The sequence below is a fragment of the Actinoplanes sp. NPDC048791 genome, from assembly GCF_040650095.1.
Lineage (GTDB): Bacteria > Actinomycetota > Actinomycetes > Mycobacteriales > Micromonosporaceae > Actinoplanes.
Genome location: NZ_JBEZGQ010000160.1, coordinates 1 through 12,120, shown reverse-complemented (window position 1 = coordinate 12,120; position 12,120 = coordinate 1). Strand labels below are relative to the sequence as shown.

Annotated in this window: 8 protein-coding genes and 3 pseudogenes; 5 read left to right on the top strand and 6 right to left on the bottom strand. The window is 71.7% G+C overall.

The annotated features are described in order from the left end of the window. Positions 1 to 1,865, top strand: a pseudogene (locus AB0C29_RS14795) (hypothetical protein); the annotation flags it as partial. 81 nt (positions 1,866 to 1,946) lie between these two features. Here AB0C29_RS14795 and AB0C29_RS14790 read toward each other — a convergent pair. Beyond that, entirely contained in the window at positions 1,947 to 3,773 is a 1,827-nt protein-coding gene (locus AB0C29_RS14790; RefSeq protein ID WP_360820319.1) for a CocE/NonD family hydrolase, read from the bottom strand. 199 nt (positions 3,774 to 3,972) lie between these two features. Continuing rightward, positions 3,973 to 4,242: a GlsB/YeaQ/YmgE family stress response membrane protein gene (locus tag AB0C29_RS14785; protein WP_360820316.1), complete on the bottom strand. Its 270-nt coding sequence runs from the start codon at positions 4,240 to 4,242 to the stop codon at positions 3,973 to 3,975. Positions 4,243 to 4,388: 146 nt separating this feature from the next. On the opposite strand from AB0C29_RS14785, the gene AB0C29_RS14780 reads away from it, so the two are divergent. Further along, positions 4,389 to 5,321, top strand: coding sequence for a cation diffusion facilitator family transporter (locus AB0C29_RS14780; RefSeq protein WP_360820313.1), 933 nt, complete (start codon positions 4,389 to 4,391; stop codon positions 5,319 to 5,321). A gap of 126 nt (positions 5,322 to 5,447) precedes the next feature. Here AB0C29_RS14780 and AB0C29_RS14775 read toward each other — a convergent pair whose 3' ends face one another. Both AB0C29_RS14775 and AB0C29_RS14770 read right to left on the bottom strand, forming a co-directional pair. Beyond that, positions 5,448 to 6,116, bottom strand: a complete 669-nt coding sequence (locus tag AB0C29_RS14775) for a response regulator transcription factor (protein ID WP_360820311.1) — start codon at positions 6,114 to 6,116, stop codon at positions 5,448 to 5,450. After that, positions 6,113 to 6,916, bottom strand: coding sequence for a histidine kinase (locus AB0C29_RS14770; RefSeq protein WP_360820308.1), 804 nt, complete (start codon positions 6,914 to 6,916; stop codon positions 6,113 to 6,115). Before AB0C29_RS14770 ends, AB0C29_RS14775 begins: the two co-directional genes overlap by 4 nt. A 137-nt stretch (positions 6,917 to 7,053) precedes the next feature. Between AB0C29_RS14770 and AB0C29_RS14765 the strand changes: the two genes are divergently transcribed. Together AB0C29_RS14765 and AB0C29_RS14760 are read left to right on the top strand one after the other, a co-directional pair. Beyond that, entirely contained in the window at positions 7,054 to 7,752 is a 699-nt protein-coding gene (locus tag AB0C29_RS14765; RefSeq protein WP_360820305.1) for an ABC transporter ATP-binding protein, read from the top strand. Further along, positions 7,749 to 10,022, top strand: a complete 2,274-nt coding sequence (locus AB0C29_RS14760) for an ABC transporter permease (protein WP_360820302.1) — start codon at positions 7,749 to 7,751, stop codon at positions 10,020 to 10,022. Before AB0C29_RS14765 ends, AB0C29_RS14760 begins: the two co-directional genes overlap by 4 nt. Before the next feature lie 220 nt (positions 10,023 to 10,242). Here the strand turns inward: AB0C29_RS14760 and AB0C29_RS14755 are convergent. Continuing rightward, positions 10,243 to 10,728: pseudogene (locus AB0C29_RS14755) on the bottom strand (hypothetical protein); the annotation flags it as partial. Between AB0C29_RS14755 and AB0C29_RS14750 the strand changes: the two are divergent. After that, positions 10,727 to 11,683, top strand: a complete 957-nt coding sequence (locus tag AB0C29_RS14750; protein WP_360820300.1) for an SDR family oxidoreductase — start codon at positions 10,727 to 10,729, stop codon at positions 11,681 to 11,683. The pseudogene AB0C29_RS14755 and the gene AB0C29_RS14750 overlap by 2 nt on opposite strands. On the opposite strand, the pseudogene AB0C29_RS14745 reads toward AB0C29_RS14750, so the two are convergent. Then, positions 11,680 to 12,120, bottom strand: a pseudogene (locus tag AB0C29_RS14745) (hypothetical protein); the annotation flags it as partial. The gene AB0C29_RS14750 and the pseudogene AB0C29_RS14745 sit on opposite strands and share 4 nt — an antisense overlap.

Genomic DNA, 12,120 nt, shown 5'->3' with positions numbered 1-12,120 from the left:
GGGCGGCTGAGCTCGGCCGGGAGGCGATCCGGGTCGCCCGGCCGCGCAGCGTCCTCGGGATCGTCCGCTCGCGCGGGCCGCTGAGCGTCGTGCTCCGCGTGGCGGACGCCGAGAACCGGCTGGTGCGGCTCGGACCGGAGAGCTTCGCACTGCTGGAACGTCCGCAGTTCATGCGCCTGCCACCGGCAGCGCGCGGTGGCTTCGGTCTCCGGCTGCTCCGGCTGATCGACCGGCGCTGGGACCTGCTGGTGTTCGCGGTGCCGCCGGCGCTCGCGCTCGTGCTGGCGGCCACGCTGGCGCTCGGGTCGGTCGTGACTGACACGCGACCGTCGCTGGTGATCGTCGGACTGGCGTTGTCCGCGATGGTCTACGTCGCCGTGTTCATGTGCGCCCAGGTGGTGAACGAGTCGGCGTGGCTGCGAAAGGCGTTCGTCGGCCCGGCCGCGGACGAGCTGGCGGCCGAGTCGCTGCCGGGCTTCAACTGGTCGATGCCACTGTGTCACCACGCCGGCCCGGGCGACGGCACCCCGCTGCTGCGGCTGGCCTCCTCCCGGATGGAGGACCTGGTGAGGCGCCAGGCCGGTGCGGCGGCCCAGGCCAACGGGCTGGAGGTCGGGGAGGGCCGGGTGCGCGAGGTGCTGGTCTGCCTCACCCGGGGCGTGAGCACGCGAGCGATGCGCCGGGTCGTGGCCGCGAGGATGCTCCTGCCGTACGGCGCGGACAGCCGGGTGGCGCTGCGCCGGCCGCTCGGACCGGTCACCGCGTACCGTGAGCCGGTGAAGGCCGGCGGCGGATTCTTCTTCATCTGGATCGGCGGCGTGGCCGTCATCGTCGCGGTCCTCGCCCTGTTCGTCGCCTCGATCGAGGCCCAGGCCTGCGGCACCTCGTGCGACGGGCGGCCCGCGACCTATCTGACCGCGTTGCAGTGGCTGGCCTGGCGGCTGGTGTGGCAGAGCACCCCCGGCGTCACCTCCGCCACCCTGCCGACGCAGATCCTGGGCTGGCTGCTCAGTGTGGTCGGGCTGATGACCATCGCCGTCACCTGGGCCTCCGCCCGGTTCGCGATCAACCGGCACCAGGGCATGCTCGCCGACTTCCGGGCCCTGGCCACGGACCTGCCCAATACCCGGGTCCTGCTGCTGACCGTCACGGACACCGAGCGCGACGCGGTGCTGCGCGCCGTCCGTCCCGTCACCGGGCAGGAGCCCGTACGGCCGTTCACCGGCGAAGTGGTCACCTACGACCTGGGCGCCATCGGCCCGACCACGCTGGGCCTCGCCCAGTGCGCCCGGCCGGGCGCCGGCGGCCCCGGCGGCGCGCAGTCCACCGCCACCGAGGCCATCCGGCAGTGGCAGCCGGACCTCGTCATCATGGTGGGCATCTGCTATGGGCTCCGCGAGGACTGGAAGTCGCCCCAGCGGCTCACCGACGTCATCGTCGCCACCACGATCGAGGACCTCGACCGGCGGATCGAGCACGAGGACCACACCGAGCTCTTCGGCGACCGGGTGAGCACCAGGTCCGCGATCGTGAGCCGGCTGCGAGCGGCGTCGACCGACTGGGACACCGCCAGGGTCTGGTTCGGCACGCTGCTGTCGGCGCAGACGCTGTTCGACTCCCGGGAACGCCGCGACCAGCTGAAGCGGGACCACAGCCGCGCCCTCGGCGGCGAGATGGAGGGGCACGGTCTCTACGCGGCCGCCGCCGATGCCGACGTCCCGTGGATCGTCGTCAAAGCGATCTCCGACTGGGGTGTGGACCGCGACAGGTACTACGAGCCCGGCGCGGCCGCCGCCAACGCGGCTGACTTCGTGACGCACGCGGTCGCTCTGGGCGCGTTCGACGATTTGCCGAGGCGTCGATAGGCGTCACTTGGAGCAGTCGAGCGTGGACCACCCGGGACCGACACGGCTCGGGTGGTCCACACTCTCCTGGTCACAGGTCGTTCAGTGCCGGTTGGGCACGGTGAGCGGGAAGGTGCCCTCACCCACGCCGGTGAGCGTGCGGGTGTACTGCCTCAGGTAGGTGTCGAGGAACGGGGACCGGTCGCCCTGGGTCGGCACGTCGTAGCGGGGATTCTGCAGGGCCAGGTCCAGCCGGGCCCGGCTGATCCGGATCGTGTTGCCGGACGGCGTGTCGAGCCAGCTTCCACTGCCGATCGTGCCGACCTGGACGCCCAGCTGATGACCTGCCGCCAAGGTCCAGTCGGTGGATTTCAGGTCGAACGCCACCCGGCCGGCCCGGGCGATCAGCGAGACGTTCTCGTCGAACATCACCGCGGTCCCGTCCGGGGCGACGTCCCACAGCCGCACCATGACGTTGCCCGGCGCACCGGCGTGCAGCGTGATCCGCGGTGTGGCGGTGATCCGCACCCGGGACCTGACCGGCGTGGACCAGCTGAAGTAGCTGTGGGCGTCCGCGGCCGCCGGCATCGGCGCGAGGCTTCTCGTGGCGGGCGGGGCCGGGTCCGTGGCGTGCTCCATGTCCCACTGCTGGCCGGTGGGAGCGGCCGGTGCGGCCAGTGTCGAGGCGACGCCGTCGTCGACGTACTGCCCGTCGGACAGGCGGGCCGCGGTGTACGACGACGGGGTCGGCCAGGTCGGCTGGGCCCGCCACGCGCCGGTGTTGTCCTCGATGGCGTACGCGGGGTCCTGGACCGACGGCCTGATGCCCTTCAGGTAGCGGTCGTAGAAGCGCATGACCTCGGCGAAGAAGCCGGCGCGGCCCATGAGCAGCTGCCCCTGCTGATTGGTCTCGTTGCCGCGTACGTGCTCCCACTGCCCCAGCCAGCCCCGCTCCACGCCGCGGTGGTTGTCGAGGTACTCCTCCATGTCCTCCGGCTTGGTGTTGTTCTCGATGAAGCCCTGGGTGACGAACAGCGGGGTGCTCGTGCCCTTGGCCTGCGCCGCGAGGTTGCGGGCGCGCCAGTACCGCGAGCCGAGGTCGGGGTTGTTGTTGTTCGTGAGGTTGTCGGCCAGGCACTCGGGGTGGGCGCTCTCGTAGGCGGCGTTGGCCTGGTAGCGCCCGGTGTCGTCGGGCAGCGGCTCGATCGTGGCGATGCTGTTGTAGGCGTCCGGCGTGGCGGTCACGTTGGGCCGGGGGACACCGTTGCTGAACAGGTAGTTGTACATGTTCCAGACCGGTTCCTGGGCGACGACGGCCTTCAGCGCGCCGAGGCGCAGGTTGTTGCCGACCAGGCCGGTCACCGCGTCGTACGACTTGCCGTACATGCCGACCTTGCCGGTCGACCACCGCTGGGAGGCCGCCCACTGGATCGCGGCCTTGACGTCGGCCTGCTCACCGGGGCCGACCCAGTCGAGGCAGCCGGTGCTGCCGCCGAAGCCGCGCAGGTCGACCATCACGTACGTGTAGCCGCGGTCGAACAGGTCCGTACCGCTGGTGAAGTCCGCGAAGCGGTCGGAGGGACCGGTCCGGTCCCAGCCCTGCGGCCCGGTCTGGCCCGCATGGCTGAAGTAGGGGCCGACGGCCAGGATCACCGGGGTCCGGGCGTGGGCCGGCAGGTTGGCCGGCCGGAGGACGTCGGCGTGGAGCTCGGCGCCGCTGCGGTCAGCGGACGGGAAGTAGGCCTCCGTCCACACCGCACCCTCCGGAACCCTGGGGTTCTCCTCGTGGGTGACGCCTCCGGGGGCGGGCGCCTGGACCGGCGCCTGCGACGGAGGGGCGGCGGTCGCCGCCGTGCTGGTTACCGCGAGAGCCGCAATCGTGATCAGTGCGCCGGCCGCGGCGGTTGAAGTCCGCCTGCGAATGTTCATCTGACCTCCCCGAGCGATAGAGCAATGTCTCTGCGTGCTCGACGCTAGCGTGTCGGCGCCGGGTTGGGATGCTCGCAAAGATGTCTCTGTCGGACCGTTGGCAGAGGGCAGGGAACTGCGCGCCACCGTGGGTGGGAGTCGCCGGGCGCAACGGTGCCCGCCCACAACATTGTGGGCGGGCACCGGCGGAACGCGACAGTCAGCGGCGGTTGCGGCCGTAGAGCCCGGCAACCAGGCTGACGCCGACGGCGGCGACCACGACCTGGATGAGCAACTCGATCCAGTCGATGCCGCCGGTGTCGTCGACGCCGAGGGCGGAGGCGATGAACGTGCCGATGATGGCGGCAACGACACCGATGACCAGGGTGAGCCAGATCGGGATGTTCTGCTTACCCGGTACGACCAGGCGCCCGAGCGCGCCGATGATGAGGCCGATGATGATCGCGGTGATGATCCCGGTTACTTCCACGTCAGCTCCTCGATGCGGGGTGGGCAGGCACCGGGTTCCCGCATGGAGGTGCCGATCAAACCTCATACCGGTTCGGATCACGTCACCATGGGCACCCCTCCGGAGATGGGACACTGTTGATCATGCATGGGATGAGATGGTGACCGATGGCGAGTGAGGGCAGCACCAGGGCCGTCGTGACAGCTCTGGGGGCGAACCTGGCGATCGGGGTCTCGAAGTTCGTGGCCGCCGCCATCACCGGGTCCGCGTCGATGCTGGCCGAGGGCGTGCATTCGGTGGCCGACTCGGCGAATCAGGTGCTGCTGCTGATCGGCGGGCGCCGGGCGCGCCGGCCGGCGTCGGCGCTGCACCCGTTCGGATACGCCCGGGAGCGGTACGTGTACGCGTTCCTGGTCGCCATCGTCTTGTTCAGCCTCGGCGGCCTGTACGCGCTGTACGAGGGCTATCACAAGGTCATCGACCCCCATCCGCTGGAGTCGCCGCTGGTCGCGGTGGTGGTGCTGCTGCTCGCGGCCGTTCTGGAGGGCTACGCGCTGCGTACCGCGGTGGGGGAGGCCAACCGCACCCGGGGTGACCGCAGCTGGCTGCGGTTCGTGCGCCGTACCCGCAGCCCCGAGCTGCCGGTGATCCTGCTGGAGGACAGCGGCGCGCTGCTGGGTCTGCTGTTCGCCCTGATCGGCGTGGTGGCGAGTGTGATCACCGGCAACGGCGTGTTCGACGGCATCTCGACCTTGTGCATCGGCGCGCTGCTGGTCACCGTCGCGGTGTTGCTGGCCGTGGAGACCAAGAGCCTGATCATCGGCGAGTCGGCCGTACCGGAGCAGCTCGCCGCCATCGAGCAGGCGCTGCTCGCCGCACCGGGCGTGGACCGCATCATCCATCTGCGGACCATGCATCTGGGCCCGGAGGAGCTGCTGCTGGCGGCGAAGATCGCCATCGGCGTCGATGACGACGCCGCGGAGATCGCCGCGACCATCGACGACGCCGAAGCGCGGGTCCGGGCCGCAGTGCCGACCGCCAAGGTCATCTACCTGGAACCGGACATCTACCGGCCCGGGGCCACATCTCCGGCTTCCTGAGAGCCACCGTCGGAAAGCGGGCCTGGCCTCGACGACTCGATCCGAGCTGAGGAGCGGAGGGCGCAGGTACGCCTGTGCGCCATCGAGCCAGCGGCCGAGCCGTCCGCCGCGCAGCCGTGACCTCGCTCAGGACCGGTCGGTCCCGCCCGGCACGACCAGCCCCGTCTCGTACGCGAGCACGACCGCCTGCGCCCGGTCGCGCAGGTCGAGCTTGGCGAAGATGCGGGTCACATGGGTCTTCACGGTGGCCTCGCTGAGCGTGAGCGTGTCGGCGACCTCGGCGTTGGACAGGCCACGGCCCATCAGCGTGAGCACGTCGAGCTCGCGGGCGGTGAGCGGGCCGAGGTCGCGGTGCAGGGCCGGGACGCCGTCGTCGGCGGCGAAGCGTTCGACCAGCCGTCGCGTGATCGAGGGGGCGAGCAGGGCGTCGCCGGTGCCGATCAGGCGTACGGCGGCGGCCAGGTGAGCCGGGGTCACGTCCTTGAGCAGGAAGCCGCTCGCGCCGGCGGCCAGCGCCGCGTAGACGTAGCGGTCGAGGTCGAAGGTGGTCAGCATGATCACGCGGGTGCCGGGGGAGGTCGCCAGAATCTGCCGGGTGGCTTCGATGCCGTTCACGGCGGGCATGCGCACGTCCATGAGGATGACATCGGGGCGCAGATTCCGGGCGGCGGTGACCGCTTCGGCGCCGTCGGCGGCCTCACCGACGACCTCGATGTCGTGCACGGTGAGGATCAGGCGGAACCCGGCCCGCACCAGGGCCTGGTCGTCGGCGATGAGCACCCGGGGACCGGTCACGGCCGCTCCAGCGGAAGGCGGGCCCGGACCCGGTAGCCGCCGCCGAGGCGTCGCCGGGCGTCGAGGTCGCCGCCGTAGACGGCGACCCGCTCCCGCAGTCCGAGCAGTCCTCGTCCGGTCCCTTCCGGGCGGTTGCCGTTCGGCCCGGGCGGCCCGGTGCTGAGCACCTCGACGCGCAACGCGTGTTCGGCGTAGCGGATGGTCACCTCGGCCCGGCCCCGGTCGCCGTGTTTGAGGGCGTTGGTGAGGGCCTCCTGCACGATCCGGTAGGCGGTCACGTCGATGCCGGCCGGCAGCGGACGCGGGTCGCCGGAAATGCGAACCTCCACCGGCAGGCCGGCGAACGAGATCCGGTCGATCAAGGGGCTGAGGCGGCTCAGGCTGGGTTGCGGGTCGAGGCCTTCGTCCTCGTCGCTGCCGTCGGCGGCGGGCGCGAGCAGGCCCAGCAGGTGCCGGAGTTCGGTCATGGCGCCACGGCCGGCGTCCTCCACCGAGGCCAGGGCCTCCGCTGCCTGATCCGGCATCGAGGCGAGTGCTTCGCGGGCCGCGCCGGCCTGCACGACCATCAGACTGACGGTGTGGCTGACGATGTCGTGCAACTCCCGCGCGATGCGGGTGCGTTCCGCGTCGACGGCCGTGGCCGCGGCGTTTTCTCGTTCGCGCTCCAGGAACCAGCTGCGCTGCTCCAGCGCGGCGCGACGCTGGTGGCGTTCCCGCCGCAGGGCGACGGCCAGCCGGCCCGTGGCCCCGCACGACAGTGCCAGCGCGGCGATCAACCAGCTTGTGCCGCAGGCCCACATGAGGTCACCTTCGCAGAATCACCGGCAGTTCGCGTCATCTCCTGGTCGGTGCACCGTACATCTGTGGGACTACCCGGCCCGCCGAATACGCTTCCGGTGGGATGCCCCGCGCGGCGCGGCATTGCGAGACTGCCGGCATGACAGATGACGGCGCCGTCGTGGTGCAGCTGCAGGACGTGCGCAAGGAGTACGGCGATACGACCGCACTGGCCGGTATCACGCTGCAGATCCGGGCCGGTGAGGCCGTCGCGGTGATGGGCCCGTCCGGGTCGGGCAAGTCGACGCTGCTCAACATGGTTGCCGGTCTGGACCGCCCCACCTCGGGCACGGTCACCGTGCACGGCGAGGACCTCGGAGCACTGAACGAGGCGGGCCGGGCGCTGGTCCGCCGCCGCCGGATCGGCATGATCTTCCAGTTCTTCAATCTGCTGGACGATCTGCCCACCCTGGACAACGTGGCGCTGGCCGCCCAGCTGACCGGCACCGCACCGAAGCAAGCCCGGTCGAGGGCACTGGAACTGCTGGAGGAACTGGGCATCGCCGACCGCCGCAACATCTATCCGGCTGCCCTCAGCGGCGGTGAACGGCAGCGGGTGGCGGTGGCCCGGGCCCTGATGAACCGCCCCGCGTTGCTGCTGGCCGACGAGCCGACCGGCGCGTTGGACAGCCGGGCCGGCGAGCAGGTGATGGATCTGCTGCTCGACCTCAATCAGCTCGGTCAGACCCTGCTGCTGGTCACGCACGACGAACGGCTCGCCACCCGATGCGCGAGCCGGGTGGTCGAGGTCGTCGACGGCCGCATCGCCGGCGAGCGCACCCTGGAGCACACGCCATGAGCGCCGTCTGGCGGGTCGCCCGGGCCGCGGTACGGCGACGCCGCCTGCAGACTGTGATCATCGGGGTGTCGGTCGGGCTGTCCACCACGATGATCGAGGTGGCGCTCGGCTTGCTGGCGGCCTCCTCAGGGCCGTTCGACCAGGCGTACGCCCGGCAGCAGGGAGCGCACCTGGTCGCGATGTTCGACCGCGCCGCGGTGCCGGACGCCGAGCTCGTCCGGGCGGCCGGGCAGCCGGTCACCGAGGCCGTGGCCGGACCGTTCGCGGTCGCCACTGTCGATGTCGTCTTCGAGGGTCGACGGCTGGCGTTCCCGCTGGCTGTGGCCGGCCGCGCCGATCCCGGCGGCGCTGTCGACCGGCTGAATCTGTGGGACGGCCGATGGGTGAGCGGTCCCGGCGAGATCGTGCTGAACCAGAACCCGGCCGCGCCCGCCGAAGCGCGCCTCGGCGAGCAGGTCTCGGTGTCCGGCGGTCGCAAGCTGACCGTGGTGGGATTCGCCTACACGGTCAGCGGATCCGCGGACGCCTGGGCCACCCCGGACCAGGTCGGGGAGTTCCATCCGGCGACCACGCAGATGCTGTACCGCTTCGCGCAGGCAGGAACGTCGGCCCAGCTGGCATCGGCTGAGAAAGCCGTGACAGCCGGTCTGCCGGCGGGCGCGCTGCTCGGCACGCAGTCCTATCTGACTCTCAAAGCGTGGGCGGCCGCCGAACCCGGCACGTTCGTACCGTTCCTCATCGTGTTCGGGATCCTCGGCCTGGCCGTGTCCGTCCTCATCGTCGCCAATGTGATCAGCGGTGCGGTCGTGGCCGGGATCCGCCACATCGGCGTGCTCAAAGCACTCGGGTTCACGCCGGGGCAGGTGCTGGCGGTGTATCTGACGATGGTCTCGGTGCCCGCTGTGGTGGGCTGCGTGGCCGGCACGGTGCTGGGCAACGTCCTGGCGACACCGCTGCTGAGCCGCGCGTTCCAGAACTACGGCAGCAGCGCGCCGGGCGTCGCGTGGTGGGTGACTCTCGCGTCCCTGATCGGGATGCCGTCCGTCGTCGCCCTGTCCGCGCTGCTGCCCGCCCTGCGGGCCCGCCGGCTGTCCGCATCGGAGGCCATCAGCGCGGGCAGCGCCCAGCACACCGGACGCGCCCGCCGGATCCAGCACTGGCTCGGCGGCACCCGGCTGCCCCGCCCGGTCAGCCTCGGCCTGGGCCTGCCGTTCGCCCGTCCCGCGCGCAGCGCCCTGACGGCGGCCGCCGTGGTCCTCGGCGTGAGCAGCGTGACGTTCGCGATCGGTCTGGCCGGCACCGTGACGGCGTACCAGAAGGCCCAGAACCGCGGGGACGCCGTCCAGGTCGAGGTGCAGGCACCGCCCGGTCAGGCCGACCCCGAGCAGACGCTGCGCTCGCTGCCGGGCACAGCCGGGCTGACCGCGAGCGCGGGCCTGCTCCTGCGGCTGGGCGGCGCCACCGAGCCGAGCATGGTCCGGTTCTACCGCGGTGACCTTCGAGACCTCGGCTACCAGGCGCTGAGCGGCCGGTTGCCGACCGCGGCCGGCGAGGTCGCCGTCTCGCACCGGTTCCTGGTCCAGCACGGGTACGCCGTCGGCGACACGTTCCTGCTGGAACGAGACGGCCGTCGTACGCGGGTCCGCATCGTCGGCAAGGTCCTGCTCAACTCCGCCGGCCTGGTCCTGTCCACCTGGCCGACCCTGGCACAGGTGGCACCCGGGACCGCCCCCGACGCGTACGAGATCAAGCTGCGGCCCGGCACTGACGCCGACTCCTACCTGGCTGCCGTCCGGGCGGCCGCCCCCGGTCTGGACGCCGTCTCGACCGATGACGCCGATTCGTTCATCGCGATCATCCTGCTCACCGTCACGTTGCTGACGCTCATGCTCGGTTCCGTCGCCGCGCTGGGCGTCTTCAACACGGCTGTGCTCAACACCCGGGAACGACGCCGTGACCTGGGCATGCTCAAGTCGATCGGGATGACACCACGCCAGGTCACCACGATGGTCGTCACCTCCATGGCGGCGCTCGGGGCAGCCGGGGGTCTGCTCGGCATTCCGCTGGGGGTGCTGGCCCACCACCTCGTCATGCCGGCCATGGCCCGAGCGGCCCAGGTCGCCTTTCCCGCCCGCATGGTGCATGTCTACGGCCCGGTGACACTCGCCTCGCTGGCCCTGGCCGGCGTCGCCCTCGCGGCGCTCGGCGCCTTCCTGCCGGCCCGGTCGGCGGCCCGGGCCACCATCGCCACTGTGCTGCACAACGAGTAGCCAGCGCCGTCGACCGGACGGGTCGAGCTGGAGGGCGGCAGCCACGACGCCGCTGGTTCACCAGGAGATCGAGTACTTCCCGGCCCGCGGGCCAGACATGGGCGGCCTGGCCGCTATGTCTCCGCCACTCGCCGATGGAGCTGCTGCGGGCGATGACCGACAGCAGCTGGAGCTTGTCGTAGCTCTCGCTGCCCGGCACGGCGGTGTAGACCAGCAGGGAATGCGACTGGTCGGGGTCGAGCAGCGCCTGACAGAGGACTTCGAGGGAGCCGACCGCGGGGTGCTCGAAGCGCTTGACGTGCTGATACCCGACGCCGATCTCGTGGTCGTGCCACGCGGCGCGGAACTCCTCGCTGCGTTCGAGCAGCAGGTGCTGGAGGTGCGCGGCCCACGACTGCGGCCCCCGTACGGTGACCACCTTGCGCAGGCCCGAGGCGAAGACCCGCGAATGCAGGTCGTGGTCGTCGGGGTGGTACCGCGTCCGGTAGGCCGGATCGGTGAACCACCGGTAGCCGATGCTGCGGGCCGGGCCGCGGTAGCGGGTCAGGTCGCCGGTGAGGGCGACACCGAGCGGGTTCTGCCGCAGCGTCTCGCCGAGTTCCTCCGGGGTCGGTGGTCCTGCTTCGTTGTACCGCGGATCGGCGGGCCCAGCCTCGGACTGACAGGCCGTGGATAAGCCGGTTCCGGACCCGCATCCTGAGTTCATGTCACGTACCTCATCGACCATTTCCGTTCCTGACCTCTCCGGAAAGCTCGCGGTCGTCACCGGGGCGAGCGACGGCGTCGGTCTCGGCCTGGCCACCCGGCTCGCCGGGGCCGGGGCCGAGGTCGTCCTGCCCGTCCGCAACCGGCGCAAGGGCGAAGCGGCCGTCGCGCGGATCAGGCAGCAGCACCCGCGGGCCGCGGTCTCCCTGCGGGACCTCGACCTGTCATCGCTGGACTCGGTCGCCGCGCTGGGCGCCACGCTGCGCGGCGAGGACCGCCCGATCCACCTCCTGGTCAACAACGCCGGCGTGATGACCCCGCCCGACCGGCAGAGCACCGCCGACGGGTTCGAGCTCCAGTTCGGCAGCAACCACCTCGGCCACTTCGCGCTCGTCTCGCACCTGCTGCCCCTGCTGCGCGCCGGGCACGCGCGGGTCACCGCCCAGATCAGCATCGCCGCGAACCAGAATGCCATCAACTGGGACGACCTGAACTGGCAACGGTCGTACCGCGGCGGGCGCGCGTACAGCCAGTCGAAGATCGCCTTCGGCCTGTTCGGGCTCGAGCTGGACCGGCGCAGCCGGGCCGCGGGCTGGGGGATCTCCAGCAACCTGGCCCACCCGGGCATCGCGCCCACCAGCCTGCTGGCCGCCCGCCCCGAGCTCGGGCGGGCCCGCGACACCGCCGGCGTCCGGATCATCCGGGCCCTGTCCGCCCGCGGCCTCATCGTCGGCACCCTGGAGACGGCTCCGCTGCCGGCCCTGCTGGCCGCGACGACCCCGGACGCCGGCGGCCGGTTCTACGGCCCCAGCGGATTCGGCCACCTGGGCGGCGCGCCCGCCGAGCAGGACCTCTATTCACGGCTGCGCAGCGAGGACGACGCCCGCCGCATCTGGGAGATCTCCGAGGAGCTCACCCGCTGCGCCTTCCCGGCAGCGGCCGGTACGAGTCGCTAGTCGTAGTGGATGAGCGACGGCCAGACCGCGTCCCAGCTGCCGGCCGGGCCGTCGCACACCTGCAGCGGCGCGCCCTGCTCGTCGTTGGCCAGCCCGTACCCGGTGTCCACCCGGCCCGCCGGCCGGCAGCCCGTGAAGTGCCGGCTGGTCGCGTCGCCGGGGGAGAAGCCGGTCAGGATCACCGGGCCGCCGGCCGAGGCGGGCGGCGGCCAGAACGCGTACGCGTTGTGCCCGCTGTAGGCCGGCGGCAGACCACGGCCCAGCCGCACCGCGCTCGCCTCGGCGTAGTTCGAGGCGAACACCAGGGCCCCGATCCGCCGGTCCGGGGGCAAGGTCTCCACCGCGGCCCGGACCGCGTCCTGGAACTGTGGCCAGCCGACCTGCTCGCCCGCTTCCGGGTTGAGGTCGTTGATGCCGCTCTCCTGCAGCTGGGCGAC

Excerpts from the sequence above, each read along its gene's own strand:
- AB0C29_RS14790 (WP_360820319.1), bottom strand. The coding sequence starts at position 3,773 with ATGAACATTCGCAGGCGGACTTCAACCGCCGCGGCCGGCGCACTGATC.
- AB0C29_RS14780 (WP_360820313.1), top strand. The coding sequence starts at position 4,389 with ATGGCGAGTGAGGGCAGCACCAGGGCCGTCGTGACAGCTCTGGGGGCG.
- AB0C29_RS14770 (WP_360820308.1), bottom strand. The coding sequence starts at position 6,916 with ATGTGGGCCTGCGGCACAAGCTGGTTGATCGCCGCGCTGGCACTGTCG.
- AB0C29_RS14765 (WP_360820305.1), top strand. The coding sequence starts at position 7,054 with ATGACAGATGACGGCGCCGTCGTGGTGCAGCTGCAGGACGTGCGCAAG.
- AB0C29_RS14760 (WP_360820302.1), top strand. The coding sequence starts at position 7,749 with ATGAGCGCCGTCTGGCGGGTCGCCCGGGCCGCGGTACGGCGACGCCGC.
- AB0C29_RS14750 (WP_360820300.1), top strand. The coding sequence starts at position 10,727 with ATGTCACGTACCTCATCGACCATTTCCGTTCCTGACCTCTCCGGAAAG.